The organism is Streptomyces sp. NPDC088762, from assembly GCF_044750905.1.
GTDB lineage: Bacteria > Actinomycetota > Actinomycetes > Streptomycetales > Streptomycetaceae > Streptomyces.
Map to the genome: position 1 here is coordinate 49598 of NZ_JBIVKT010000011.1, position 26269 is coordinate 75866.

Below are 26269 nucleotides of genomic sequence, written 5' to 3' on the forward strand. Positions count from 1 at the left end.
CCCCGCAGAACGCCCGGCCAGGGCTCACGCGTTGGGGCGGTCCTTGGCGGCCGCCGCCTTGGCCATGGCCTCCAGCTGCGCGAGCATCGGCATCGGGTCGGTGCCCACCGTCCCGGGCAGGAAGTCGGCGATCTTCTCCGGTGTCCAGGAGCCTTCGGCGTAGCCGGCGCGCAGCTCGCGCGGCTGCGCCCAGACGGCGATCTTCGGCCCGGCGATCGTGTAGACCTGCCCGGTGATCTTCTCCCCGCCGACTGCGACGGCCTTGTCGGAGAGCAGGTAGGTGACGAGCGCCGCGACGTCCTCGGGCTCGCCGATCTCCTTGAGCTCCATCGGGACGTTGGCCGACATGCGGGTCCGGGCGACGGGGGCGACGGCGTTGGCCGTGACCCCGTACTTGGCGAGGCCGAGCGCGGCGGAGCGGACGAGGGAGATGATCCCGCCCTTGGCGGCGCTGTAGTTGGCCTGGGCGACCGAGCCCTGGTGGTTGCCGCTGGTGAAGCCGATGAGGGTGCCGCCGCCCTGCCTGCGCATGACGGCGGAGGCCGCGCGGAAGACGGTGAAGGTGCCCTTGAGGTGGGTGGCGACCACCGGGTCCCATTCCTCTTCGGACATGTTGAACAGCATCCGCTCGCGCAGGATGCCGGCCACGCAGACGACTCCGTCTATGCGCCCGTAGCGGGCCAGTGCCGTGTCGACGATGCGCTGGCCGCCCGCCATCGTCGAGATGTCGTCCGCGACCGCGACCGCCTCACCGCCGGCGGCGAGGATCTCCTTCACCACGCCGTCGGCGATCTCGCTCGTCGGCTCGCCGCCCTCGATTCCGACGCCGTAGTCGTTGACGACGACCTTGGCGCCCTCGGCGGCCGCGGCGAGTGCCACGGCCCGTCCGATGCCCCGGCCGGCGCCGGTGACGGCCACGACCTTGCCTGCCAAGAAGTTCCCCACGTCCGGCCCCTTCCCGCGTTTTCTGACGGACCGTTAGATTCTATGACCAGTCAGATACCGGAGCACAAGCCCTGGGGGACCTCATGACCCTGCCCGCCGAGTTCCACGACATCGCCAAGCGCGTCAACAACTGGGGGCGCTGGGGCGCCGACGACGAGATGGGCACCCTCAACCTCATCACCGACGACGTGGTCCGGGCGGCCGCGGCGGAGGTCCGCAGCGGCCGCCGGATACCGCTGGCCCTGCCGCTGAAGGAGGACGGGGTGCAGGCGGGCATGATCCCCGGCCGGGTCAACCCGCTGCACACGATGGTGCAGATCAACCAGGAGATCTTCGGTCCGGGCACGGTGGCGTGCAGCGACGACGCCGTGACCATGGGGCTCCAGGCGGGCACCCACTGGGACGCCCTCACCCACGTCTCGCACTCGGGAAAGATCTACAACGGCCGCCCGGCGTCCTCCATCACGGCGCACGGCCGCGCCGAGTTCAGCGGCATCGACAAGGCCGGCCCCGTCGTCTCGCGCGGCGTCCTGCTGGACGTGGCCCGCGCCAAGGGCCTGGACCGGCTGCCCGGGGGTCACGCGGTCACCCCGGAGGACCTGGCGGAGGCGGAGGAGTTCGGCGGCGTGACGGTCCGCGCCGGCGACATCGTCCTGGTCCGCACCGGCCAGGTCCAGGTCTACCTGGCGGGCGACAAGCACGGCTACGGCTTCCCGTCCCCGGGCCTGTCCGTCCGCACGCCGGAGTGGTTCCACGCCCGGGACGTGGCGGCGGTCGCGAACGACACCCTGACCTTCGAGATCTTCCCCCCGGAGATCGAGAACCTCTGGCTCCCCGTGCACGCCCTGGACCTGGTCGAGATGGGCATGCACCAGGGCCAGAACTGGAACCTCGAAACGTTGTCCACAGCCTGTGCAGAAGAAAACCGCCACTCCTTCCTCCTGTCGGCCATGCCGGAGCCCTTCGTGGGCGCCACGGGAACCCCGGTGGCCCCGGTGGCGGTGCTCTGACACACGTACGCCGCCGTCCGGTCGGGGGACCGGGGCGGCGGCGTACGGGGGCGTGCGCGGCGCGGCGTCAGCCCTTGGCGCAGATCACGTCGTAGGGGCGGCCGATGGCGATGGTGAGCTTCATGGGCTCGTTGGTGCCGGCCGGGCACTCGTCCTCGGTCTTGGTCAGACCGAGCACCTTGTACGTGCCCTTGCCGGCCGAGGCGCAGGGCACCTCCTGGGCCTGCGAGTCGATGCAGTCGCCCTGCACCAGCTGGCCGCCGCCGGCGCCCGCGTCACCCGGGTGCTCGCCGGACAGGTTCCGGCCGCAGACGGTGTTGGTGGGGATGCCGCCCTTCTTGCTCGAACCGTAGGAGATGCTCACCTGGATCATCAGGTCCGTCCCGGCCGGGCACTGGATCGCGCCCGGGAACATGCTGGCGTCCTTGATGTCGATGGCCTTGAAGGTGGCGCCGGTGGCCGAGCACTTCTGCGGCCGGTAGCCGTCCGGCTTGTTGTCCGGGTCGGGGCCGCCGCAGTCACCGACCTTCCACGAACTCGACGTGTCCGAGGAGGACTCGGGATTGGCGGGGTCCTTGGACGGCTTGGCCGAGGGGGACGCGGTGGCAGAGGCCGACGAACCCTTGGCGTTGCCCGCGTCACCGTCCTTGCCGAGCCACCGGGAGACCCCGATGATGCCGACGATGACGAGGACGACGACCAGGACGGCCGGGAGCTTGCCGCCTCCCGAGCGCCGCGGGGGCTGCGGGGGCGGAGGGGGCGTCACCGCGTACGGGTTGGCCATGCGCTTCTCCTGATGGGTGGTGAGGGTGGGTGGGACGGGTCCGACGCGCGAACGGTGACGCGTCATGGACACCTCATGGTTCCACGCCGGACCGACACCCTCCGCCGGGCCCGCTCAGCCGGCGGAGGTGAACACCAGCGAGGCGTTGTGGCCGCCGAAGCCGAAGGAGTTGGCGAGCGCGACCGGGAACCGGCCGTGCCGCGCCCCGCCCGCGACCACGTCCAGGGCGATCGCGGGGTCGAGCACGTCGAGGTTGCGGGTTGGCGGGACCACCCCGTCGCGCACCGCGAGGACCGCCGCGAGGGCCCCCAACGCACCCGCGGCGCCGAACAGGTGCCCCGTCATGGACTTGATCGCCGTCACCGCCGGGTGCGTGCCGACGGCCGCCGTCACCGAACGGGCCTCCACCAGGTCCCCCAACTGCGTGGACGTGGCGTGCGCGTGCACCAGGGCGATGTCCGACGGGGACAGCCCGGCGGCGGCGATCGCCCGGCGCATCGCCCGTGCCTGGCCGTCCGGGTGGGCGGCCGTGATGTGGTGCGCGTCGGAGGTCACCGCCGCCCCGGCGAGCACGGCATGGGCCCGGGCGCCCCGGGCCGCGGCGAAGCCCGCCCGCTCCAGGACGACCACGGCCGCGCCCTCCCCGATGACGAAGCCGTCGCGCCCGGCGTCGAAGGGACGGGAGGCCGCCGCCGGGTCGTCGTTGCGCGTCGAGTGCACCTTGGCCTGGGCGAAGCCCGCGAGCGGGAGCGGGTGCAGGCAGGCCTCCGCGCCGCCGGCCACGACGACGTCGGCACGGCCCAGTTGGATCAGGTCCAGCCCCATCGCGATGGCTTCGGCCCCCGACGCGCAGGCGCTGACCGGAGTGTGCGCGCCGCCCCGGGCCCCGAGGTCGATGCTGACGTGGGCGGCCGGCCCGTTCGCCATCAGCATCGGGACGGTGTGGGGCGATACCTTGCGCACGCCCGAGGCCTCCAGGACGTCGTCCTGCCCGAGCAGGGTGGTCGCGCCGCCCGTGGCCGTGCCGATGACCACCGCCAGCCGCTCCGGGTCGACCTCCGGCCGACCGGCGTGCTGCCAGGCCTCGCGGGCGGCGACCAGCGCGATCTGCTCACACCGGTCCATCCGGCGGGCCTGAACCCGGTCCAGCACCTCACCGGGCTCCCGCCGCAGCCGGCCGGCGATCCGCACCGGGAGGGCGGCCGCCCACTCCTCCTCTATGGGGCCGATCCCGTTCTCCCCGCGCACCATCGCCGCCCAGGTGTCCGCCGCGTCCCCGCCGAGCGGGGTGGTCGCGCCGAGTCCGGTGACGACGACCTGGTCACTGTCGGCATGCATCACTGATCCCCCTTGTCGTGTGCGCACAGCCCGCTCGCCGGTCGGCGGGGCGGGCCGTATTCCGTGACACCCACACTGCCAAGGAGAAGCCCCGACTCCGATCAAGATGATCAACGGAGTCGGGCGGCGGGAATTTGTAGGGTTCCGCCATAGGCGCGTACGACTCGGGGGTCGGGACCGGCGATCCCCACGGTGTCGGCTGCGAGCCGGAGGCCGTCCCTGCCGGTGTGGTCACGGAGCAGGGGTGGCCGATCAGGTGGGCCATGCACGGCGCCTGACGCGGCATGAACCGCGGCACCGCGAGACGCCCTACGGCGGGAAGGACCTGCGGGTGGCGGCGTACGCGCATGCACGCCCCGAGCGCGGCACGGCAGCCGCCACCCCGCGACCCGCACTCGTCAAGGCCTGCCCTTGGCGTCCCCTCGCGTCGAATCGCTCCCCACCAGGGTGATCAACGTGTGACGAACCGTCAACACCTCTTTAGAGGTACACGTGCGGTTCCCGGATCCGGGAACTTCCTTCCGGCGCCCGCTGCGGGCCGTCCGCCACACGGTCCGACGCGGCCTTCTCCGCGCGGTCGACCTCGCACCAGATGCGTTTGCCCGCGCCCTCGCGCTGCCAGCCCCAGCGGTCCGCCAGGCCGTCCACCAGCTCCAGGCCGCGACCGCCCGTGTCGTCCCCGGCGGCCTGTCGGCGGGCCGGCGCCCGGTCGCTCGCGTCGGCGACCTCGACCCGCACCCCCGGCCCCCCGAACAGCATCCGCAGCACCGCCGGACATCCCGTGTGCACGACCGCGTTCGTGACCAGCTCGGAGATCAGCAGGATCAGCGTCTCGGCGAGCGGCTCGTCGTCCCCCACCCCCGACCCGGCCAACCGGGACCGCGCCCACCGGCGCGCCCGCCCGACCTCGGCGGGGTCCGGTCCTACCTCCAGCTGCACCTGAAGCACCTGCACCGCTCACACCATCCGAACCGGCGGACACTTCGCCACGCGACAGGATGGGATCACCCACCGTGATCCCCTTGCGGAGCAGCATGGTTGACATACAGTCACCACAACAAGCGCTTCGGGCATATTCCCGCGCGAAGGAGTAGGCGTGGTGCATACTGTGCGGCGCCTTCGCCGCTCAACCGCTCGCATTCGTGGGAGCGTACCGGAGCACGCCCCTGACTCCGGGCCGTAAGGGTGCGAGCGAAGGACACAAACCGATATCAACTCTCTGTAATCGGACATGCGTCCCGCGCCGTCCCTCCCGTGCCCGCGCCGTGCCCCCGCCCGTCACACCGGGCTACGAGGACGAGGCGGCCAGCTCCGCCGCCAGCAACTCCTCCGCCTCCGCCGCGGTGCGCCACTGCTCGGCCCGCACCCAGGCCCGCTTCAGGTGCAGGTGCACGTCCGCCTCCCACGTGAAGCCCATCCCGCCGTGCACCTGCAGGCAGTCCCGGGCGCCCCGTACGGCGGCCTCGTCGGCCAGCAGCTTGGCCGTGGCGATCTCACCGGCATCGGCCGTCACCGCCGCCGCGTAGACCGCCGTACGGGCCACCTCCGCCCGCACCAGCATCTGCGCGCACAGGTGCTTGACCGCCTGGAACGCCCCGATCGGCTGCCCGAACTGCTCGCGCTCCTTCCCGTACCGGACGGCCAGCTCCACCGTCCGCAGCGCGCTGCCGAGCTGGAGCGCGGCCGTCAGCAGCGCCCCCGCCGCGCGGTACTCCTCCGGCGCCGGCGCCGCGTCCGCCGCCCGGTGCAGCGGCGTCAACGGGTCCGCCGAGCGCACCGGCTCACCCGCCGGGACCCGCGGCCGGCCGAGTACCGCGTCCGCCTCCGCCAGGTGCGTCACCAGGCCGCTCCCGCCCAGGTCGAAGGCGGTCACCACCGTCGTCCCCGCCGCCGCGCCCGGGACCACCCCGGCCGCCAGGTGCGTGGCCACCAGCGGCCCCGGCAGCAGGGCCCGCCCCGCCTCCTCGAAGACGAGCACCGCCTCCGGCAGCCCGAGCCCGACCCCGCCCTCCGCCTCCGGCAGGCGCAGGGCGAAGAACCCCGCCTCGCCCAGCTCCCGCCACAGCGCGCGGTCCACCGCCGTGCCCGTGTCCACGGCCGCGCGCAGCGCCTCGCGCCCGTACCGGCCCGCCAGGAGGTCCCGTACGCCCGCCCGCAGAGCCTTCTGGTCCTCGGTCGGCTGGAAGTCCACGCCCTTCACCGGCCCTTCGGGAGGCCGAGGATCCGCTCGGCGACGATGTTGCGCTGGATCTGCGAGGTGCCCGCCGCGATGGTGTACGAGAGCGAGGACAGGCGGTCCAGGGTCCACTCCTCCTCCAGGGACAGGGCCGAGGCGCCCAGCACCTCCGCGGCCGTGTCGTACAGCTCCTGGCGCGCGTGCGAGTAGGCCAGCTTGAAGACGGATCCGCCGATTCCGGGGACGCCGCCGGTCCTCTCCGACTCGCTGACGTTCCACTGCGTGAGCCGCCACAGCGCCCCGAACTCCCCGTACAGCCGCCCCAGCCTGCGCCGCAGCACCGGGTCGTCCCAGCGCCCGTTGGCCTTCGCCGTACGGGCCAGCTCGCCCAGGGTCCGGCGACAGGCGACGACCTCGCCGACGAAGGCGGTGCCCCGCTCGAAGGACAGCGTCACCATGGTGACCCGCCAGCCGTCGTTCTCGGCCCCCACCCGGTGGCTGACCGGCACCCGCACCCCGTCGAGGAACATCTCCGCGAACTCCGTCGACCCGGCGAGCGTGCGCAGCGGCCGTACGGTCACCCCCGGCGCGTCCATCGGCATGGCCAGCCAGGAGATCCCCCGGTGCTTGGGGGCCTCCGGATCCGTCCGCACGAGCAGTTCGCACCAGTCGGCGACCTCCGCGTGCGAGGTCCAGATCTTCGACCCGGTGATCACGTACTCGTCGCCGTCGCGCACCGCCCGCGTCCGCAGGGAGGCCAGGTCGGAGCCCGCGTCCGGCTCGCTGAACCCCTGGCACCACACCTCGTCGCCGCGCAGTACGGGCGGCAGCCAGCGAGCCCGCTGCTCGGCCGTGCCCTCGGCGGCGATGGTCGGGCCTGCGTGCAGCAGCCCGACGAAGTTCGCGCCGACGTATGGGGCTCCCGCGCGCTCCGTCTCCTCCAGGAAGATCAGGTGCTGGGTCGGGGTGGCCCCGCGCCCGCCCGCGTCCACCGGCCAGTGCAGTCCGGCGTACCCGGCCTCGTACAGCCTGCGCTGCCAGCCGAGGTCGTACGCGCGCCGCCCGGGCCAGTCGTCCGGGGAGGGCTTGGCGGGCAGCTCGGGCAGCACCTTGGCCAGCCACTCGCGCAGGCGCGCCCGGAACTCCCGCTCCTCCTCCGTGTAGGTGAGGTCCATCAGCGGCTCTTGCGGTCCTGGTCGAAGGACAGGCCGAGCATCCGGATGGCGTTGCCGCGCATGAGCTTGTAGACGGTCTCCTCGTCCAGGCCCTTCACGTGGTCGAGGGCGACCTCCTTGGTGTGCGGGAAGGTCGAGTCCACGTGCGGGTAGTCGGTCTCGAAGGTCGCGTTGTCGCGTCCGACGACGTCCAGCGAGGCGATCCCGTGCTTGTCCCGGAAGAAGCAGCAGAACATCTGCCGGTAGTAGTACGTGGACGGCGGCTCGGGGATCAGGTCACGCACCCCGCCCCAGGCCCGGTGCTCCTGCCAGACGTCGTCGGCGCGCTCGAGTGCGTACGGGATCCAGCCCATCTGCCCCTCGCTGTAGGCGAGCTTCAGCGTCGGGAACTTCACGAGCACCCCGCTGAACAGGAAGTCCATCATCGAGGCCATCGCGTTGTTGAAGCTGAGCGAGGCCTGCACGGCGGGCGGCGCGTCGGGGGAGGCGGCGGGCATCTGGGAGCTGGACCCGATGTGCATGTTGACCACCGTGCCGGTCTCCTGGCATACGGCGAAGAAGGGGTCCCAGTAGCCGGAGTGGATGGACGGCAGCCCGAGGTAGGTCGGGATCTCGGAGAAGGTCACGGCGCGCACGCCGCGGGCCGCGTTGCGCCGGATCTCCGCGACCGCCAGGTCGATGTCCCACAGCGGGATGATGCACAGCGGGATCAGCCGGCCGCCGCTGTCACCGCACCACTCCTCGACCATCCAGTCGTTGTAGGCGCGCACGCACGCGAGCGCGACCTCCTTGTCGTGCGCCTCGGCGAAGGTCTGCCCGCAGAAGCGCGGGAACGTCGGGAAGCACAGCGACGCCTCCACGTGGTTGAGGTCCATGTCGGCGAGCCGCGCCGCGGGGTCCCAGCACCCTCTGCGCATCTCCTCCCGGGTGATCCCCTCCAGCGTCATGTCGTCGCGGTCGAAGCCGACGGCGGCGATGTTGCGCTTGTACGGGAACTTCAGGTCCTCGTAGATCCACCAGTCGGTCGGCGGCCCGTCGGGGTCCATGGAGATCACGTACTTGCCGCCCGTGTACTCGAGCTCGCCGATGCCCGCGGTCAGCGCCTTGGGCCCGCGGTCGCGGTACTTCGCCGGCAGCCACACGTCGAAGAGGTGGGCGGGCTCGATCACGTGGTCGTCGACGCTGATGATCCGAGGCAGTTCCATGGTCTCCCCAATTCCCCGATCTGATGGATCGTCAGAAACAAGCTAGCCTCGCCACCCCTGGACCGACAAGCGCCCGCGCCCTACGCTCTGCACTCGATCTGACTAACCGTCAGCTATGGGGAGGTCTGGGATGACGGACACCGCGACCGCGACAGAACTGAGCCGCTCCCGCACCCTGTGGGAACTGATCACCCGCCGGGCGGCTCTGACCCCGGACGTCCCCGTCCTCATCGAGGCGGCGGACGACCCCGCGCAGGACCGCCGACTGACCTTCGCGGAGCTCCGCGACCGCTCCGAGCGGGTCGCGGCCGGCCTCCACGACATGGGCGTACGCCCCGGTACCGTCGTCGCCTGGCAGCTCCCCACCCGCATCGAGACGGTCCTCCTCTCCGTCGCCCTCGCCCGGATCGGAGCCGTCCAGTCCCCCGTCATCCCCTTCTACCGGGACCGGGAGGTCGGCTTCGCCCTCCGGGAGTCCAAGGCCGAGTACTTCGCCGTCCCCGGCGTGTGGCGCGGCTTCGACTACCCGGCGATGGCGGGGCGGCTCGGGGCGCACGGGGTCTTCGAGGCGTACGCCTCACTCCCCGACGGCGACCCCGCCGTACTCCCCCCACCGCCCGCCTCCGGCACGGACGTCCGGTGGATCTACTGGACCTCCGGCACGACCTCCGACCCCAAGGGCGTCCTGCACACCGACCGCTCCCTGATCGCGGGCGGCTCCTGCCTCGCGCACGCCCTGCACCTGACCCCCGGCGACGTCGGCTCGATGGCCTTCCCCTTCGCGCACATAGCCGGCCCCGACTACACCGTGATGCTCCTCCTCTACGGCTTCCCGGCCGTCCTCTTCGAGAAGTTCGCCATGCCGGACGCACTGGACGGATACCGCCGCCACGGGGTCACGGTCGCCGGCGGCTCCACGGCCTTCTACTCCATGTTCCTCACGGAACAGCGCAAGGCCCCCGCCACGAAACTCATCCCCACCCTCCGCCTGCTGGCGGGCGGAGGCGCCCCGAAACCGCCGGAGATCTACCACGCCGTGGTCCGCGAGCTGGGCTGCCAGCTGACGCACGGCTACGGCATGACCGAAGTCCCGATGATCACCATGGGCGCCCCGGACGACACGGCCGACCACCTCGCCACGACCGAGGGCCGCCCGCCGGAGGGCATGTCCATCCGCATCACGACCCCGGACGGCACCCCGCTGCCCCCCGGAACGGACGGCGAGGTCCGCCTCAAGGGCGAGGCGGTCTGCCAGGGCTACCTGAACCGCGACCACTCGGCGGAGGCCTTCGACCCCGACGGCTACCTGATCACGGGCGACCTCGGCCACCTCACCCCGGACGGCTACCTGGTCCTCACCGGCCGCAGCAAGGACGTCATCATCCGCAAGGGCGAGAACATCTCGGCCAAGGAGATCGAAGACCTCCTCCACCAACTCCCGGCCGTGGCGGACGTGGCAGTCATCGGCCTCCCGGACCCGTCCCGAGGCGAACGCGTCTGCGCGGTCATCGAACAACCCCCGGGCGCGACCCCCCTCACCCTCCCCCAACTGACGTCATACCTACGGTCGGCGGGCCTGGCCACCCACAAACTCCCGGAACAACTGGAACTCCTGGACGCACTCCCCCGCAACGACGCCCTCCGCAAGGTCCTGAAGTACAAACTCCGCGAACGCTTCGCGTAACCGGGCTTGGGGCGGCGGGCGGCGGGCGGCGGGCGGCGTACGAGGCCACGGCCGAGCGGGGCCTTGGCCCCCTCTCACCCCCCCCTCCGGGGCGGCGGTTGCCCACCGCCCCCTTCGGCGGAGTGGCAGACGCGGTGGTCTGCTGGGCGGGAGCTGGGGGGCAGGAGCCCACAAATGGCAGTGGCAGGTGAAGCGGGGCATACGGGCGGCAGCCTGGCGAGGACGGAAGCAAGACCGGGTGCGGGGGCTTCGGGGGTCGGGAGCCGACTGCTCGGTACCAGAGAGGGTTTGGGGGTTTCCCGCCAGTCCCATAGTCCTTCCGGTGCGGGCCGGCCCGTCAAGGGCGCTCCCTGCGGTCGCGTCGCTTCGCGATGGCCTGCGGCCACCCTTGACAGACCGTCCCACCCCGGAAAGACAAGGACTGCCGGGAAGCCCCCAAAAGGACGCTCACCTTGCTCCAGGCTTCGGCGCCGGGGCAGCCCGTGATCCTCGCGGTGGTCCTCGAGCCTCCGCACGCCCGCCCAGGCCCGCAAGCAGACTCATTCCGGGGCCGGGCGGGCCGACTACCCGCAGCAAACAGCGGCGAGAAGCTCCTCAGGAGCGGGGAGCGCGTCACATCGCTACGCGCTCCTCGACGACGGCATCCGGCGGCCGTCCGGGGCCGGTCATAAGCCGCCCACGATCGCTACACAGCCGAGCGATCAGGCGGCGTCCAGACCGTCATGGGCTGGACATGCGCCGCCCAGGCGGTCACAAACAGCCGACAGCCTCACTCCCCTAAGAGGTCCTAACAAAGGCGTTGGACGTGGCGGTGTGGGATGAGGCAGGTGGCGAGGCCGAGGAAGGCTTCGTGGTTGTCGTCGCGTCGTTCCCAGCGGATGCGGAGCCGGCGGAAGCCGTGGAGCCAGGCGATGGTTCGTTCCACGACCCACCGGTAGACGCCGAGGCCGGAGCCGTGTGGGATGCCGCGGCGGGCGATCACCGGTTTGATGCCGTGGGCCCAGACCAGTCGGCGGTACTTGTCGTGGTCGTAGCCGCGGTCGGCCAGGAGTGTGTCGGGGCGTCTGAGGGGCCGGCCGACCAGGCCGGGGACCGGCGGGATCTTGTTCAGCAGCGGCATGAGCTGGGTGACGTCGTTGCGGTTTCCGCCGGTCAGCGAGACGGCCAGTGGGATGCCCTGGCCGTCGACGATCAGGTGGTGCTTGCTGCCCGGACGTGCGCGGTCGACCGGGCTGGGCCCGCTTTTGGGCCCCGCCGCGCGGCCCTGACGTGGGTGGAGTCGATCGCCGCCCGCGACCAGTCCAGCTTCTTCGCCACCCGCAGCCTCTTCAGCAGCACCAGGTGCAGCTGGTCCCACACGCCGGCGTCGTTCCACGCGGCAAGACGCCGCCAGCACGTCATACCGGATCCGAAGCCCAGTTCCTGCGGCAGGTACTCCCACTGGATGCCGGTGTGCAGGACGAACAGGATCCCGCAGAGCGCCTGCCGGTCCGGCACCCGCGGCCGGCCCTCCACCTGCTTCGGCGGCGGCTCGGGCAGCAACGGCTCGATCAGTGACCGCAGTTCATCCGACACGATCCACGGCCGCGACTGACGTTTCCCCAAGGCCGGACCAACGACCATCCGAACCGAAAGTCACATGATCAGCAACTTCTGTTAGGACCTCTAAGAGCGAGCGCTGTCAGCGAATGGCAGGGCCACGACCGGTTCGCCAGTCGGTGATGCGCTTGCGGATGCTGGGCACCATCGGGAGGTCGTCGGTGGCGTCGGGCATGAACCAAGCAACTTCCAGCGATTCGTCCGATGTTCGGAGGCTTCCCCCGGTGGGGTGGGCGAGGAGACAGATCGAGAATTCCTGCCGCACCTCGCCGTCGTCGTAGGCGAAGACGTGTCCGGGGTTCGTATACGTACCGACGATGCCTACGATCTCAACCTCGATGCCGGTCTCCTCAAAGGTTTCCCGGACCGCGCAGTCGCCGATGCTCTCCCCGAGCTCCATCTTTCCGCCGGGCAGCGCCCACGTACCGTTGTCCGTACGGCGCTGAAGCAAGACCCGACCGTCGTCATCGACGACGATCGTCGATGCCGCTGGCACCAGGCTGTTCGGCGCAGGGGCGTTGGGGTCGTCTTCGTAGTCACGCCTGGCCATCGGGCCGCACCTCCCGGACATTGCGTCCACGACTCCTCCATATGAGCCGCGAAGCGGTCGAACATGCCATCAGTCTGCCCGCGGCGCAGATGCATCATCGGAGAATCGTGGCCGACCCAGCGCGCCAGGATCGGGGTAACAATCACCTGTCCATCGAAAGGAACACCGTGGCCAAGCAGTCCGCCGACCGTCCCCAAGCCCTCAAGCCGGCACTCGAGTCGATGACCCTGCTGGTCGCGGCCGTCATCGTCCACGACAAGGCCACCAACCGCGTTGTACTCCTCCAGCGCAGCGAGAACGCCAAGTTCGGTCAGGGCCTGTGGGACCTCCCTGTCGGCAAGAGCGAACCAGGCGAACCCATCACCGAGACCGCAGTCCGCGAGCTCTACGAGGAGACGGGCCTCACGGTGAAGCCCGAGTCCCTCAAGGTCGCCCACATCATCCACGGCGCCTGGGGCGTCGAGGCCCCCCATGGCTTCCTCACGGTTGTTTTCGCCACCCATGAGTGGGCCGGCGAGCCCGAAAACCGCGAACCCCGTAAGCACTCCCAAGTCTGCTGGGTCGACGCTGACGCCCTCCCCGAAGCCTTTGTCGACGCCACCGGCAGTGCTCTCCACCACTATCTGAACAGCGGCTCCGACGTCTCCCTGAACGGCTGGCCGGCAGCATGAGCATCACGCTGCTCCACCTCATGCCCAGGGACGACTTCAGCGCTCCAAGAGCGGTGCGGTCGGCCCAGACGGAACCTGACGCCGAATGGTTCGTCCTCTCACTCCGCTTGGGTCCAGGTAGTCCGATAGAGCCGCTGTCGCGGTCCCAGGGCGCCTGTGTAGCGATCGTGGGCGGCCTATGACCAGCCCCAGGCGGCCCGCAGACGCCCGAGGCAGAAGCGCGTAGCGATCTGACGCGGAACTTGGGCAGTCGGCCCGACCGGGACCGGCCTGTCATGGGCGCCGGGCGGGCGTGCAGGGTCTCGGGGGAGGCACGAGGGTCGCTGACCGCCGCCGGCGCCGAAGCCTGGAGCAAGGTGAGCGTCCTTTTGGGGGCTTCCCGGCAGTCCTTGTCTTTCCGGGGTGGGACGGTCTGTCAAGGGTGGCCGCAGGCCATCGCGAAGCGACGCGACCGCAGGGAGCGCCCTTGACAGGCCGGCCCGCACCGGAAGGACTATGGGACTGGCGGGAAACCCCCAAACCCTCTCTGGTGCGGAGCAGCTGGCTCCCGCCACCCAGCCACCGCCAGCGCCGCAAGCTCCCGCTTGCGGGTGGCACCTGCACCCGGCACCTGCCCACCACGTGCCGAGCACCTCAGCTGCCGAGGGGGGCGGGTGGGCAGCCCCCGACCCGGGGTGGGGAGCCAGGGGGGTGAAGGCCCCGCACGCGCGTGAACTCGTACAAAGAACATCCCCACGAGAACACCCGGGCCACCCCGAGTGGCCCCTAGCCCCCCGCCCCCCTACATCCGACTCAGCGAAGCCGCCGCGAACAGTACGTCCCGGATCGCCTCACGGTCGCCGTGCTGGCCCGCCGCCGCGTCCTCCGGGGCGATGTGGCCGGCCGCCAGCTGGCAGAACTCGATGCCGTCCAGGGCGATCTCCGCCACCGTCCGGTCGGGACTCGGCTTCGCCGCCGGCGAGTCCAGTGCGATGTCCCAGCCGCCGCCACCCGCGCCCTCGATCTCCAGATGCAGCGTCCGCCCCGGCGCACCCGCCGCGACCAGCCCCCGCGCGGGCGCGGCCAATCCCGCCCGGCGCCGTGCGGCCAGCGCCCCGGGCAGCAGGCGTGCCGCCAGGTCGATCATGCCGTGCAGGTGCGGCCCGGACGGCGGCTCGTACGGGTAGTCCACCGCGTCCGCGATGTCCGACGCGTGCACCCAGCACTCGAAGGCCCGCTCCAGGAAGGCGTCCCCCAGCGGCAGCGCGAAGTCTCCGTAGTCCACCTGCAGCTCGGCCACGCCCCGGCCCGCGAAGGACACCGTGCGCACCAGCGTGTGCCCCTGCTCCCGCCACGGCTCGCGGACCCGCCGCGTCGCCGGGTACGCCGACGCGTTCCAGTAGTGCTCGGTGCGTACCGACGGACCGCCTTTCGGTGCGTCCGGACCCAGCGGGTCGTCCAGCCCCAGCGCGCCGGCGATCAGCCCGTCCACGGTCAGCAGGTGCCCGATCACCCCGGCCACGGTCGTCCGGTGCGTCCTGCGCCGCTCCTCCTCGAACCACTTCAGGCGGACCGGGGTGTGCCATTCCGAATCCCCGAAGTCCTGGAGCAGGGCGTCGAGCCGCGCGGTCTCGGTGTCGTACGGGTTCGCCCACGCCGGCACCGGAATGCGGGCCGGCCGCTTGCCCAGGCAGTCCTCCAGCACCCGCGAGCGCAGCAGCGGTTTGAGGTCGAGGGTCTCCTCCGGATGCAGCAGCCCCACCGCGTCGCGCAGCCGCAGCGCCTCCTCCGCGCAGGGCGCGCACTCGGTCAGGTGCTCCTCCACCGCCTGCGTCTCCTCGGCGGAGCAGGCGGCCAACGCCCATGCGCCGAGCAGGGATTTCAGTACGGCGTGCGAGGGCGGCGGCAGCGGCTGGGGGCCCCTCCCGGCGGCAGCCGGGGGAAGCTTGGGGGCGTGCCGCGGGTCGAGGTCGTCGGCGGCCCCGCGCGGGCCCGGTATCCGCATCGGGCCGCCGGGCAGCTCGTATCCGTCGTCGTGCGACTCGGCAGGGCCGTTCATCGGGTACTTCCGTATCCGGGCGGGGCGGTGTCCTCCTGCGGGAGGGCGTTGGCGGTCGACAGCAGCTGGAGGCCCAGGCGCAGCCGGCGCCGCGCCTCGTCCTCGCTGATCTGGAGGTCGGCGGCGGCCTGCCGGTAGTCGCGCCGCTTGAAGTACGCGAGTTCCAGCGCGGCGCGCAGCGGGGCGGGCATGGAGGTGACGATGTAGTCCGCGCGGGCGGCCGCGTTGGCGCTGCGGACCTTCTGCTCCAGCTCCTCGCGCGAGCCACGGCCCAGCTCGGCCTGGCGCAGCCGGGCCACCGCCTGACCCTGGGTGATCCGGGCGACCCAGGAACGCATGGAGCCCTGCTTGGGGTCGTAGGCGTCCGGGTTCTCCCAGATGTAGCCGAAGACTTCGCGCGTGATCCGGTCCGCGGCCTTCTCGTCGCCCAGCACCCGGTGCGCCAGGCTGTGTACGAGCGAGGCGAAGCGGTCGTACAGCTCTCCGAGCGCGGCGGCCTCGCCGCGTGCGAGGCGCTGCTGCATGCGGCGGTCCCAGCGCGGTGGTACGTCCTTCGGCATACTGCCCCCAGCCGTGTGTCGACGCATCGAATGTAGTCGGCAACCGGCCCGGCGCGCCCGTTTTGGGAGAACCTCGCCCCGGAAGTGAGCCCTGCGTGATAGTCGGGTGGCGCGGCGTGAAGCCCGGTACACCGGACGGCACATGGGTACAGGCGTACGCGCCCCACCGCGCTTCCCGTGCGCTGGTTCGATGCGGCCACCTCCTTGACCACTTCGCTTAACGCGCAGGCCACGGAGGCCTTACGCTCCTGCCTTGTCTTGATCTGAACCCCACGCACACGTGAAGGCGGAACGCCGAACATGGACAGCGCAGAATACGAGCGCAAGATCGCCGCCCGATTCGCCACCTTCGACCAGGACGGGTCCGGGTATATCGACCGGGAGGACTTCAGCGCGGCCGCGAAGGCCGTCCTGGCCGAATTCGGCACCGCCGCCCGGTCGGACAAGGGCCAGGCCGTCTTCGGGGGCGCGGAGGCGTTCTGGCAGGGGATGGCCGGCATCGCCGACGTCGACGGTGACCAGCGGGTGTCCCGCGAGGAGTTCATCACCGGTGCGGCGAAGCGGCTGCGGGACAACCCGGAGCGGTTCGCGGAGATCGCGCGGCCGTTCCTGCGGGCGGTGATCGCGGTGGCGGACGAGGACGGCGCCGGCGCCACTCCCGCGGCCGCCGCCCGCGTCCTGCGCGTCCTCGGCACCGCCCCCGAGCTGGCGGCCCAGGTCGCCGCGGCCCTGGACCCCGACGGCGACGGCCGCCTCGCGGAGGACGACATCCTGACGGCGTTCGCGGCGTACTGCGGCGTGGAAGCCCCGGACGCCTGACGGCCGGCCCCCGGGGGCCCCGCGCCTCAAACACCGGCGGGGCTGAATGAAGCGCCTGCAGCGCCGCTGCCGGGGCTCCGCCCCGGGGCCCGCGCCTCAAACGCCGGCGGGGCTGATTTCGGCCGCTGCCGTCCAGCCTGCCGGGCCCGGCGGCCTTGCGCCGCACCCGCACGGACCACACCGGGCAACTCCAGCCTCGCCGGCGTTTGAGGCACGGGGCACGGGGCGGAGCCCCGGTGGCCCGGGGTCGGCTGGGCTACGCGAACACCACCGTGCGGGACCCGTTCAGCAGCACCCGGTGCTCGCTGTGCCACTTCACGGCCCGCGCCAGCGCCTGGCACTCCACGTCCCGCCCGATGGCCACCAGCTGGTCCGGGGTCACCTCGTGCCCGACCCGCTCGACCTCCTGCTCGATGATCGGCCCCTCGTCGAGGTCGGCCGTCACGTAGTGCGCGGTCGCGCCGATCAGCTTCACGCCCCGCGCGTGCGCCTGGTGGTACGGCTTCGCGCCCTTGAAGCTCGGCAGGAACGAGTGGTGGATGTTGATGATCCGCCCGCTCAGCTCCTTGCACAGGTTGTCCGACAGCACCTGCATGTAGCGAGCGAGCACCACCAGCTCGACGTTCTCGGAGCGCACGAGTTCCAGCAGCTGCGCCTCCGCCGCCGCCTTCGTGTCCTTCGTCACGGGGATGTGCACGAACGGGACGTCGTACGAGGCCACGAGCTCCGCGAAGTCGGTGTGGTTGGACACCACGGCCGCGATCTCGACCGGCAGGGCCCCGATCCGCGAGCGGAACAGCAGGTCGTTGAGGCAGTGGCCGAACTTCGACACCATCAGGATGATCCGCATGCGCTCCTCGGAGCGGTGGATCTGCCAGTCCATCCTGAACGAGTCGCCGATCGCGGCGAAGCTGGCGCGGAGCTTCTCCACGGTCACCGGCGGCTCGGCCTCGAAGTGCACCCGCATGAAGAAGAGCCCGGTCTCCCGGTCTCCGAACTGCTGGCTGTCCACGATGTTGCAGCCGGTCATGAAGAGGTAGCTCGATACGGCGTGCACGATGCCCTGCTTGTCGGGGCAGGACACGGTGAGGACGTACTGGGGCTGCTGCTGGGCCTGGGTCCGGCCCTGGGCCTCGGGATGCGGTTCGCTCATGACAACACAGCTTTTCACACGGTGCGGGTGAGAATTCTCAACACTTCCAGCGACCGCGGCCGTGCGTCCGGGTCGTCGCCGTCCGCCGTGGCCAGCCGTACGTGGGCCTCGCGCGCCGCACGCACCGCCTCGGGCCAGGCGTGGTGCTCCAGGTAGGCGGAGACCGGGGCGTCGGGGCCGACCTGGTGGAGGATGCGCAGCACGCGCAGCACGGCCAGGTCGACCAGGGCCGCCTCCTGGGAGTCGCGGAAGATCGTGCCGACGTACTTCTCGGCCGACCAGCTGTCGAGCCAGGTGTCCTCGACGATCCGGTACACGGCGTCGGTGACGTCCCCGTACCCTTCGGCGCCGGCCAGCCAGGTGTCCTCGTGGAAGGCCGGATCGGAGAGCATGTGCAGCGCCGAGCGCACGTTGCTGCGCCAGCGCCACCACGGCATGTCGTTCAGGGGCATGCCGCCCATGGTGGAGGAGCGGCCGCCGCGGCGGGAAGAGTTCTTCGAACCTTGGGCGAATGTCACGTTCTCGATCGTACGTTCCCCTTCTCGGCGATCTTCAGGCGCCGGTGAACAAACGGAGGGAGAGATTCCCCCCGGCAATTCACCCTGGCGTCACCGAATGTTGTGTACACCTCACTCTCCCGTTCCCCGCGGGGCGGAATGGTGCATGGACATGACCGATCGGCGACGCACCGCACACCTCCTCCGCACCCTGCTGGCCACGACCGCGGGTGCGTGTCTGGTCGCCGGTTGCGGGGTGATCCCCGGAGGCCCGGGGGGCTCCGGGGACACCATCACCGTCATGACCTTCGCCCCCGAAGACACCAAAGCGACCAACATGCCCGGAATGCCGGGCATGGCCAAGGCGTACGAGCGCTGGGTGAACTCCAAGGGCGGCATCAACGGCCACAGGCTGCGCGTCGTGACCTGCAACGAGAAGAACACCCCCGCCGGCGCCGCCGACTGCGCCCGCAAGGCCGTCAGCGAGAAGGCCGTCGCCGTCGTCGGCTCCTACAGCCAGCACGGGCGCGCCTTCATGGCCCCGCTGGAGGCCGAGGGCATTCCCTTCATCGGCGGGTACGGGGTCTCCTCCGAGGAGTTCCAGTCCACCCTCTCCTACCCCGTCAACGGCGGCCAGCCCGTCCTCCTCGCCGGCGCCGGCCACCAGCTCGGCCGCGCCTGCAGCCAGGTCGCCCTGGTCCGCCCCGACACCCTCGCGGGCGACTCCCTGCCGGTCCTGCTCAACGCCGGGCTCCGCGCCAACAAGATGGCCGACGCCTCCGACATCCGGGCCGCCGAGGACTCCGCCGACTTCGCGCCGCAGGCTCGCCAGGCCCTCGCCAACGCCACCTCGAGCAAGGAGCGGGGCTGCGTGACGGCGGTGCTCGGCGAGCGCACCGAGACGTTCTTCGACGCCTTCCGCCGGGCCGACGACAAGAGCAGGAAGCCGCAGATCTCCTCCGTGCTCGGCAGTGTCAGCCAGGCGCTGGTGGACCGCACCGGCGGCCGGGAGAGCCCCTTCGAGGGTGCGTACCTGACCAGTTGGTACCCGGTGTCCACCGATCCGCTCTGGGAGCCGATGCGCAAGGTGATCGGCGACTTCGCCTTCGGCGACGACGCGGTGGACCCCGACGACAGCGGGACGCAGACCACCTGGATCGCGTACACGGTGCTGAACGAGATCGTGAAGCGCTTCAAGGAGGGCGAAAAGATCACCGCCGGCAAGGTCGCGCGGACACTGAACCAGTCGCAGGCCGTCCAGACCGCGGGCCTCACCCCGGACCTGAGCTGGCGCTACCAGGACATGCGCGCCGTCGCCGGTTTCCCCCGCATGGTCAATGGCCGGGTCAGCTTCCAGATCGTCCAGTCCGGCCGCCTCGTGGCCCAGCCGGGCGAGCAGCCCGTGGACATGACGGCCACCCTGGAACAGGCTCCGCGAGCGGCCTAGGAGGTGTCCCCCCAGGGCCTGGAAGCACGGCTTTCTCAGGCGCTCACAGCTGCGACTTGTCGCGCTTGGTGAGGCCGTACTTGGTCGCGATGTTGTTCCACAGGGTCGCGGCCGACTCCTTGGCCCTCGTCGCCTCGCCGCTCGCCTTGTTGCCGTCGGCGGCGTTGTCGCTGTTCTTCGCCCTGCCGTCCTTGCAGCCCTTGTCGCCCTTGTCGCCCCTGTCGGCGGCCACGTCGTCCGCCCAGGCCGCGTAGCTGTTGTCGGCGGCCGCGGAGGACTGCCAGGCCTTGGTGAGCGCCGCGTTCAGCCGCGCGTGGTCCGGGAGCTGGTCCAGCTTCAGCTCCTGGAGGCGGGTGACGAGCTCCTCGCGCTGGCGGGCCGCGTCGCGCAGGTCGGAGGCCGCCTGGTCGAGGTTCTTGCAGCTCTTGATGTCGTCCACGGCCTTGATCACCGAGGCCCGGCTGTCGTTGCTGTCCGCGAGGAGCTTGTCCAGCTGGACGGCCTGCGGGCGGCCTGGATCCACGGGAGCCTCGCCGGCGGACGCGGCGGAGCCGCCGCTCGCGGCGGGAGAGGAGGACACCGCGCCCGGGTCGTTGTTCTGCGGTTTGCCGTCGCCGAGCAGCGATCCGACGCCCAGCCCGACGACGGCCAGGCCGATGACCACCGCGGCGATGATCCCGGCCGGCACCTTGCGGGCCGCCTCCGGCGGTGGCGGGGGCGGGGCGTACTGCGGCTGGAGCTGCGGCTGGTGGTGCATCTGCTGCGGCGGTACGGGCCCCTGCGCCGCCCGCGGCGGGTAGGCCCGCGGCGCCTGCTGCCGCAGCACGGGCTCCTGGACCGGCGGCAGTTGACGGGTCTGCCCGACGGGGTCGTCCTCCCGGAACAGCCCGTCGAACCCGGCCCCGGCCGGGTGCGCCCCGGGAGCCGCCGACACGGGCGGGATGTACTGCGTGGCCGCCTCGTCCTGTCCGGCCGGAGCACCCGGCACGGGCGGTATGAACTGGGTCGCGGCCTCGTCCTGCCCGGCGGGGGCGGCCGGCACCGGGGGAATGTACTGCGTGGCCGCGTCGTCGTGGCCCGTGGGAGCGGCGGGGAACGGCGGGGCGTACTGCGTGGCGGCCTCGCCGTGGCCCCCGGGGGCGGCCGGGACCGGCGGAATGTACTGGGTGACCGCCTCGGGCAGCGGCGGATAGCCGTAGCCGTGCGGCTCCCCCGGCCCCTCGTACCCGGGCCCCACCACGTGCCCCGGCCCGCCCGGCGCGGCAGGCGCGGCCGGGTAGGCGTGCGGGTAGCCGTAGGCGGGGCCGTCCTGCGCCTGCGGCGGCCGGCCCTGGGCCGGGTCACCGTGCTGCTGGTACTCCGGCTGCGCCGGCGGCTGCTCCGGGTACGCCGGACCCCACGGGGCACCCTGCTGGGGGGCGCCCCCTTGTCCGCTCTCCGTCACCGGGACTCCTTCTCCGACTCGCCCGAACCCTACGGAACCGTCGGCTCACGCTACCTGGTCACCCAGGGCACCCGTCAGACCCACCCGGCCCCCTTCCGCCGGGCGGGCCCGGCCCCGCCGGCGTGTGCGGCGCGGGGTCGGGGGCGGAGCCCCGGGGAGCCCGGGGCCGCCGGGGCCGCCGACGCCGTGGGGCCGCCGGGCCGCGGGGGGACACCTACGCGACCCGGACCTCCAAGCGTGCTCCGAACTCCCGCACCGCCGCCTCCTCCCGGTACGGCTCCAGCCGCGCCCGGAAGTCCTCCAGGTACTCGGCGCCCCGGCTCGAGCGGAGCCCCCCCAGCAGGTCCGCCGCCTGCGCAGCCGTCTGGCAGGCCTGTTCCACCTCCCGTTGCTGCACCTGCGCCGCCGCCAGCAGCAGCAGCCCGATCGCCCGGCGGCGGGCCTTGCCCGCCGGCAGGCCCCGTAGCGCCTCCTCCGCCCGCTTGCCGGCCGCCTCCGCCTGACCCAGGTCCCGGTGGCAGTGGGCCAGCTCGTCGGCGAGGTACGCCTGGTCGAAGTGGCGGATCCACACCGGGTCGTCGCCCGATTCCGGTTCCGCCCGCTCCAGCGCGGTGACGGCCCGGGAGGACAGCACCGCCGTGGCCCGGGCGTCCCCCAGCAGCGCGTGCCCGCGCGCCTCGGCGGCGTAGAACATGGCCTCCACCCGCGGGGTGACCTGCCCGCGGGTGCCCTCCTGGGCGGCCCGCGCCAGTTGCGCGATCTCCCGCGGGTTGCCCAGCTCGGCGGCGAGGTGGCTCATGGACGCCGCGAGCACGTAGCCGCCGTACGCCCGGTCGCCGGCCGCCTGGGCCAGCCGCAGCGCCTGGATGTAGTAGCGCTGCGCCAGGCCCGGCTGGCCGGTGTCGACCGCCATGTAGCCCGCGAGCTCGGTCAGCCGGGCCACGGCCGCGAACAGCGCCCGCCCCACCGGTTCCCGGTAGGAGCCGCCGATCAGCCCCGACACGACCGAGTTGAGGTAGTGCACGACGACCGGCCGCACGTGCCCGCTGCCGAAACGGTGGTCGAGGTCCTTCAGCGCCTCGGTGGTCGCCCGTACCGCGTCGACGTCGGACATGCCCACCCGTGAGCCGCCGGTGCGCGCCACCTGCGTGTCGGCCCCGGTGATCAGCCAGTCGCGGCTCGGTTCGACGAGCGCGGAGGCGGCCACGCTCGATCCGGCCAGGAAGTCGCGCCGGCCGACGTCGCTGCGCCACAGCTCGCAGACCTGCTCGATGGCGCCGATGACGGTCGGGGAGAACTGGAGGCCGACGCCGGAGGCGAGGTTCTTGCCGTTGGCCATGCCGATCTCGTCGATGGTGACGGTCCGGCCGAGTTTGCGCCCGAGCGCCTCGGCGATGATGCCGGGGGCCCGGCCACGTGGCTGCTGGCCGCGCAGCCAGCGGGCCACGGAGGTCTTGTCGTAGCGCAGGTCGAGACCGTGTTCCGCCCCGCACATGTTGACGCGCCGGGCGAGCCCGGCGTTGGAGCACCCGGCTTCCTGGATGAGCGCCTGCAGCCGTTCGTTCGGCTGGCGGGCGACGAGAGGCCTGGCTGCCATGAAAACCCCCTGAGGCCGCGGGTGATCGTTGGAATGATCACTTCCCGCCTGATGTGCGGAGAATCTTCCGCTCTGCGTCGTGTCGCTACCCAACTCCAGCGCCCCGGCCTCCTACGCGCCCCCGTGCGTGCTCCGATGCGCCCCGTGTGCAGGATCGATGCTCCGCCCGCCGGCTGGTTTACGCCCGTAACCCCGGGTGAACCGGGGAGTTGTGATGGGCGTGGAAGAGACCATCGGAGTCACGGAGACCGCACCCATCCCCAAGCAGCGCGGCGAACTGCTGCTGGACCATGCCGTGCGGTACGCGGAAGAACGGCACTGGGACGTCTTCGCCGGCACCTGGCTGGAGCCCGCGGACGGGCGGGAGCTGTGCTCCTGCGGGGCGGAGGACTGCGCGGCGCCCGGGGCGCACCCGGCGGTGAAGGACTGGGCGGCGCATGCCACGGGCAGCGCGGTGCAGGTCCGGCGGATCTGGTCGAAGCGCCCGGAGGCCTCGATCCTGATGCCGACGGGCCGCACGTTCGACGCGCTGGACGTGCCGGACTCCGCCGGGTTCCTGGCACTGGCGCGGCTGGAGCGGATGGAGCGCACGATCGGGCCGGTCACCCTCACGCCCGACCACCGGATGCTGTTCTTCGTCCTGCCGGGCGCCGGGGCCAAGGTGCCGGACCTGGTGCGCAAGCTGGGCTGGGTCCCGTCCGCGCTCGACCTGACGGCGCGCGGCGAGGGCGAGTACGTGGCCGCCCCGCCCACCCGCTTCGGCGGCCGGGGCGCGGTCCAGTGGGCGCGGCGGCCCACGCCGGCGAACCGGTGGCTGCCGGACACGGAGGAGCTCATCGACGCACTGGCGTACGCGTGCGGCAGCGAGGCGGCGGCGGAGCGCAAGCGGCGCCAGGGCTGACGCGGCCCGCGGCCAGGGGGGTTCCGCGGGACATTACTGACCGGAAACCCATGACATAAGTAACTGCTCAGGCCTCTCCCCCGCCTCCTATGGTGAGGAAAGAACGACCAACGGGGACGTAATGAGAGGCAGGCGCATGCCGGACCAGGGTGATGCGACGGGCGGGACGTACGGGACGGGTGGCGCGCGATCCGCGCCGTCCGCCGTGCGGGTGGAAGGTCTGTGGAAGCGCTTCGGCGAGCAGGTGGCCGTCGGCGGGATCGATCTGGAGCTGCCCGCGGGCAAGTTCATCGGCCTGGTCGGCCCGAACGGGGCGGGCAAGACGACGACGCTGTCGATGGTGACCGGGCTGCTGCGCCCGGACATGGGCCGCGTGATCGTCGCCGGGCACGACGTGTGGGCGGACCCGGCGGAGGTGAAGTCGCGGATCGGCGTGCTGCCGGAGGGGCTGCGGCTCTTCGAGCGCCTGTCGGGGCGCGAACTGCTCGGCTACATGGGCCGTTTGCGCGGGCTGCCGGGCGAGGAGACCGACAAGCGGGCGACGCAACTGCTGGACGTCCTGGACCTGGCGGGCTCGCAGCACAAGCTGGTCGTGGACTACTCGACGGGCATGCGGAAGAAGATCGGCCTGGCCGCGGCGCTGCTGCACAACCCCGAAGTGCTCTTCCTGGACGAGCCGTTCGAGGGCGTGGACCCGGTGTCGGCCCAGACCATCCGCGGGGTGCTGGAACGTTACACCGCGTCCGGCGCCACGGTCGTCTTCTCCTCCCACGTGATGGAGCTCGTCGAGTCGCTCTGCGACTGGGTGGCCGTCATGGCCGCCGGACGCATCCGCGCCGCCGGTCCGCTGGCCGACGTACGGGGCTCCGCGCCCTCCCTCCAGGCGGCCTTCCTCGAACTGGTCGGCGCGCACGGGCGCGACGCGGCCGGGGACTCCCTGGAATGGCTGGGCGGCGGCTCCGGGACTGCCGGGGCGGGCGCGCGATGACCGCCACGGCCGGCACTGCGCCCACCGCCGCTCCTGCCACTTCCGCCGCATCCGCCCCTCACGTACCACTGACCTCGCTCTTCGTACGGCTCAAGCTGTCGCTGCTGCGCAACGGCCTCAAGGGCTCCTCGAAGCGCAAGGCCGTCTGGATCACCTCGCTGGTCTTCGTCCTCGTGGTCGGCTTCTTCGTCACGCTCGGCCTGGCCCTGCTGCGCGGGCACACCCACGCGGGCACGGTCGTCGTGCTGATGGCCGCGATCCTGGCGCTGAGCTGGACCGTCATGCCGCTGTTCTTCCCGACCGGCGACGAGACCCTCGACCCGAGCCGGCTGGTCATGCTGCCGCTGCGGCCGCGTCCTCTCGTACGGGCCCTGCTCGCCGCCTCGCTGGTCGGCATCGGGCCGCTGTTCACGCTGTGCCTGGCCGTCGGCTCGGTGCTGGCGGTCGCGCGGGGCACCGCGGGCATCGCCGCGGCGGTGGTGGCGGTGCCCCTCCTCATCCTCGGCTGTGTGACCCTGGCCCGCGCCGTGGCCACGGCGAACGTGCGGCTGCTGACCAGCCGCAAGGGGCGTGACCTGGCGCTGCTGAGCGGCCTGCTGATCGCGGTCGGCGCGCAGGTGGCCAACTTCGCCAGCCAGCGCCTGTTCCAGGCGGGCGGCCTCACCCAGCTGGAGCCGGTGGAGGCGGTCGTCCGGTGGCTGCCTCCGGCCACGGCGGTGGGCATGGTGGACTCGGCGAGCGAGGGCTCGTACGGCATCGCGGCCGCCCAACTCGCCCTGACACTGGCCGCACTGGCCGGCCTGCTCTGGTTCTGGGAGCGCAGCCTGACCAAGCTGATGGTCACCCCCGACGGCTCGACCCTCGCGGCCGCCAGGCCCGAGAAGGACCGCGGCAGGGGCGAGGCCGGGCTTTGGGCCCTCCTCCCGGGCGGCCGGACCGGCGCGGCCATGCAGCGCACCCTGCGCTACGTCGTACGCGACCCGAAGACGAAGTCGGCCTGGGTGACCGCGCTGGCGATCGGCCTGATCGTCCCGGTGTTCAACGCCCTCCAGGGCACGGGCTCCCTCTACTTCGCCTGCTTCGGCACCGGCATGCTCGGCGTCCAGATGTACAACCAGTTCGGGCAGGACACCTCGGCCTTCTGGATGGTCGCCCAGACCATCTCCACGCCGCGCGAGGCGTACGTCGAACTGCGCGCCCGGGCCGGCGCGCTGGCCCTGGTCACCGTCCCGTACACCGTGCTGGTCACGGCGGTCACGGCCGCCCTGCTGAACGACTGGCCGGGCTTCGCGGGGGCGCTGGGCCTCGCCCTGGCCCTGCTGGGCTCGATGCTCTGCACGGGCGCCCTCGCCTCGGCCCGCTACCCGTACTCGATCCCGACGGAGGGCGCGTTCAAGAACGTCGTCCCCGGGCAGGCCGGGCTCGCCTGGATGGGCATCTTCGGCGGCATGCTCGCCTCGGCGGTCATCTGCGCCCCGCTGATCGCCCTGACGATCTGGCTCAACGTGGCCGACCACCAGGACATGTCCTGGCTGCTGCTCCCCCTGGGCGTGGCCTGGGGCACCCTGGCCACCTGGACGGGCCTGCGCCTGTCGGCCCCGACGGTGGCCCGCAAACTCCCGGAGATCCTCCTGGCGGTGAGCAAGGGCTGAGGGACCCCGCACAGGCCGGCCCGCCCTCCCGCGTGG

The 26269-nt window shown here is 72.1% G+C and carries 23 protein-coding genes; 8 read left to right on the forward strand and 15 right to left on the reverse strand.

Annotated features, from left to right (window positions below; translation table 11 throughout):
• Positions 1 to 24: 24 nt before the first annotated feature.
• On the reverse strand, positions 25 to 945 hold the full coding sequence (locus tag ACIP5M_RS23520) for an SDR family oxidoreductase (RefSeq protein ID WP_385184748.1): 921 nt from the start codon (positions 943 to 945) through the stop codon (positions 25 to 27).
• 83 nt (positions 946 to 1028) lie between these two features.
• On the opposite strand from ACIP5M_RS23520, the gene ACIP5M_RS23525 reads away from it, so the two are divergent.
• Positions 1029 to 1955 carry a cyclase family protein gene (locus tag ACIP5M_RS23525; RefSeq protein WP_401200093.1) on the forward strand — a complete coding sequence of 309 codons (927 nt, stop codon included), beginning with the start codon at positions 1029 to 1031 and terminating at the stop codon, positions 1953 to 1955.
• A gap of 67 nt (positions 1956 to 2022) precedes the next feature.
• Here ACIP5M_RS23525 and ACIP5M_RS23530 read toward each other — a convergent pair whose 3' ends face one another.
• The 6 genes from ACIP5M_RS23530 to ACIP5M_RS23555 form a co-directional block, all read right to left on the reverse strand.
• Positions 2023 to 2739: a hypothetical protein gene (locus ACIP5M_RS23530; RefSeq protein ID WP_401200630.1), complete on the reverse strand. Its 717-nt coding sequence runs from the start codon at positions 2737 to 2739 to the stop codon at positions 2023 to 2025.
• 114 nt (positions 2740 to 2853) lie between these two features.
• Positions 2854 to 4077: a beta-ketoacyl-[acyl-carrier-protein] synthase family protein gene (locus ACIP5M_RS23535; RefSeq protein ID WP_401200096.1), complete on the reverse strand. Its 1224-nt coding sequence runs from the start codon at positions 4075 to 4077 to the stop codon at positions 2854 to 2856.
• 480 nt (positions 4078 to 4557) lie between these two features.
• Complete coding sequence (locus tag ACIP5M_RS23540) at positions 4558 to 5031, reverse strand: ATP-binding protein (RefSeq protein WP_401200099.1); 474 nt, start codon at positions 5029 to 5031, stop codon at positions 4558 to 4560.
• 334 nt (positions 5032 to 5365) lie between these two features.
• Entirely contained in the window at positions 5366 to 6268 is a 903-nt protein-coding gene (locus tag ACIP5M_RS23545) for an acyl-CoA dehydrogenase family protein (RefSeq protein WP_401200101.1), read from the reverse strand.
• 5 nt (positions 6269 to 6273) lie between these two features.
• The gene (locus tag ACIP5M_RS23550; protein WP_401200103.1) at positions 6274 to 7428 is read right to left on the reverse strand and encodes an acyl-CoA dehydrogenase; all 1155 of its coding nucleotides are present in this window, start codon (positions 7426 to 7428) and stop codon (positions 6274 to 6276) included.
• Positions 7428 to 8633, reverse strand: coding sequence for an amidohydrolase family protein (locus tag ACIP5M_RS23555; protein ID WP_401200105.1), 1206 nt, complete (start codon positions 8631 to 8633; stop codon positions 7428 to 7430). The genes ACIP5M_RS23550 and ACIP5M_RS23555 overlap by 1 nt, the downstream gene beginning before the upstream one ends.
• 130 nt (positions 8634 to 8763) lie before the next feature.
• Here ACIP5M_RS23555 and ACIP5M_RS23560 point away from each other — a divergent pair, with 130 nt between their 5' ends.
• A complete protein-coding gene (locus ACIP5M_RS23560; RefSeq protein WP_401200107.1) occupies positions 8764 to 10317 on the forward strand; it encodes an AMP-binding protein in 1554 nt (517 codons plus the stop codon).
• Between the two features lie 787 nt (positions 10318 to 11104).
• Here ACIP5M_RS23560 and ACIP5M_RS23565 read toward each other — a convergent pair.
• Positions 11105 to 11940, reverse strand: a protein-coding gene (locus ACIP5M_RS23565; protein ID WP_401200110.1) for an IS5 family transposase whose coding sequence is annotated in 2 segments (ribosomal slippage) — positions 11105 to 11590 and positions 11593 to 11940 — 834 coding nt in all. Because the reading frame shifts where the segments join, the coding sequence is not laid out codon by codon here.
• 58 nt (positions 11941 to 11998) lie between these two features.
• Entirely contained in the window at positions 11999 to 12466 is a 468-nt protein-coding gene (locus tag ACIP5M_RS23570; protein ID WP_401200632.1) for an NUDIX domain-containing protein, read from the reverse strand.
• Positions 12467 to 12633: 167 nt separating this feature from the next.
• Here ACIP5M_RS23570 and ACIP5M_RS23575 point away from each other — a divergent pair, with 167 nt between their 5' ends.
• On the forward strand, positions 12634 to 13137 hold the full coding sequence (locus ACIP5M_RS23575) for an NUDIX domain-containing protein (RefSeq protein WP_401200635.1): 504 nt from the start codon (positions 12634 to 12636) through the stop codon (positions 13135 to 13137).
• Between the two features lie 781 nt (positions 13138 to 13918).
• On the opposite strand, the gene ACIP5M_RS23580 is transcribed toward ACIP5M_RS23575, so the two are convergent.
• Both ACIP5M_RS23580 and ACIP5M_RS23585 read right to left on the reverse strand, forming a co-directional pair.
• Positions 13919 to 15175: a zf-HC2 domain-containing protein gene (locus ACIP5M_RS23580; RefSeq protein ID WP_401200112.1), complete on the reverse strand. Its 1257-nt coding sequence runs from the start codon at positions 15173 to 15175 to the stop codon at positions 13919 to 13921.
• Positions 15172 to 15735: a sigma-70 family RNA polymerase sigma factor gene (locus ACIP5M_RS23585; protein WP_401200115.1), complete on the reverse strand. Its 564-nt coding sequence runs from the start codon at positions 15733 to 15735 to the stop codon at positions 15172 to 15174. Before ACIP5M_RS23585 ends, ACIP5M_RS23580 begins: the two co-directional genes overlap by 4 nt.
• A gap of 300 nt (positions 15736 to 16035) precedes the next feature.
• Here ACIP5M_RS23585 and ACIP5M_RS23590 point away from each other — a divergent pair, with 300 nt between their 5' ends.
• Complete coding sequence (locus tag ACIP5M_RS23590) at positions 16036 to 16554, forward strand: EF-hand domain-containing protein (RefSeq protein WP_401200118.1); 519 nt, start codon at positions 16036 to 16038, stop codon at positions 16552 to 16554.
• A gap of 256 nt (positions 16555 to 16810) precedes the next feature.
• Here ACIP5M_RS23590 and purU read toward each other — a convergent pair whose 3' ends face one another.
• Both purU and ACIP5M_RS23600 read right to left on the reverse strand, forming a co-directional pair.
• The gene (gene purU / locus ACIP5M_RS23595) at positions 16811 to 17707 is read right to left on the reverse strand and encodes a formyltetrahydrofolate deformylase (protein WP_401200120.1); all 897 of its coding nucleotides are present in this window, start codon (positions 17705 to 17707) and stop codon (positions 16811 to 16813) included.
• Between the two features lie 14 nt (positions 17708 to 17721).
• Positions 17722 to 18168: a hypothetical protein gene (locus tag ACIP5M_RS23600; RefSeq protein WP_401200638.1), complete on the reverse strand. Its 447-nt coding sequence runs from the start codon at positions 18166 to 18168 to the stop codon at positions 17722 to 17724.
• Positions 18169 to 18376: 208 nt separating this feature from the next.
• Between ACIP5M_RS23600 and ACIP5M_RS23605 the strand changes: the two genes are divergently transcribed.
• Positions 18377 to 19651 (forward strand): ABC transporter substrate-binding protein, encoded by a 1275-nt coding sequence (locus ACIP5M_RS23605; RefSeq protein ID WP_401200122.1) that lies wholly within the window; start codon positions 18377 to 18379, stop codon positions 19649 to 19651.
• 43 nt (positions 19652 to 19694) lie between these two features.
• Here ACIP5M_RS23605 and ACIP5M_RS23610 read toward each other — a convergent pair whose 3' ends face one another.
• Both ACIP5M_RS23610 and ACIP5M_RS23615 read right to left on the reverse strand, forming a co-directional pair.
• Positions 19695 to 21095, reverse strand: a complete 1401-nt coding sequence (locus ACIP5M_RS23610) for a hypothetical protein (protein ID WP_401200125.1) — start codon at positions 21093 to 21095, stop codon at positions 19695 to 19697.
• A 214-nt stretch (positions 21096 to 21309) separates the two neighbouring features.
• A complete protein-coding gene (locus ACIP5M_RS23615) occupies positions 21310 to 22692 on the reverse strand; it encodes a transcriptional regulator (protein WP_401200127.1) in 1383 nt (460 codons plus the stop codon).
• A gap of 214 nt (positions 22693 to 22906) precedes the next feature.
• Here ACIP5M_RS23615 and ACIP5M_RS23620 point away from each other — a divergent pair, with 214 nt between their 5' ends.
• The 3 genes from ACIP5M_RS23620 to ACIP5M_RS23630 all read left to right on the forward strand — a co-directional run bounded on the left by ACIP5M_RS23620 (position 22907) and on the right by ACIP5M_RS23630 (position 26233).
• The gene (locus tag ACIP5M_RS23620; RefSeq protein WP_401200130.1) at positions 22907 to 23593 is read left to right on the forward strand and encodes a bifunctional DNA primase/polymerase; all 687 of its coding nucleotides are present in this window, start codon (positions 22907 to 22909) and stop codon (positions 23591 to 23593) included.
• A gap of 136 nt (positions 23594 to 23729) precedes the next feature.
• The gene (locus ACIP5M_RS23625; protein WP_401200133.1) at positions 23730 to 24581 is read left to right on the forward strand and encodes an ABC transporter ATP-binding protein; all 852 of its coding nucleotides are present in this window, start codon (positions 23730 to 23732) and stop codon (positions 24579 to 24581) included.
• Positions 24578 to 26233, forward strand: a complete 1656-nt coding sequence (locus tag ACIP5M_RS23630; RefSeq protein ID WP_401200135.1) for a transporter — start codon at positions 24578 to 24580, stop codon at positions 26231 to 26233. The genes ACIP5M_RS23625 and ACIP5M_RS23630 overlap by 4 nt, the downstream gene beginning before the upstream one ends.
• Positions 26234 to 26269 lie beyond the last annotated feature (36 nt).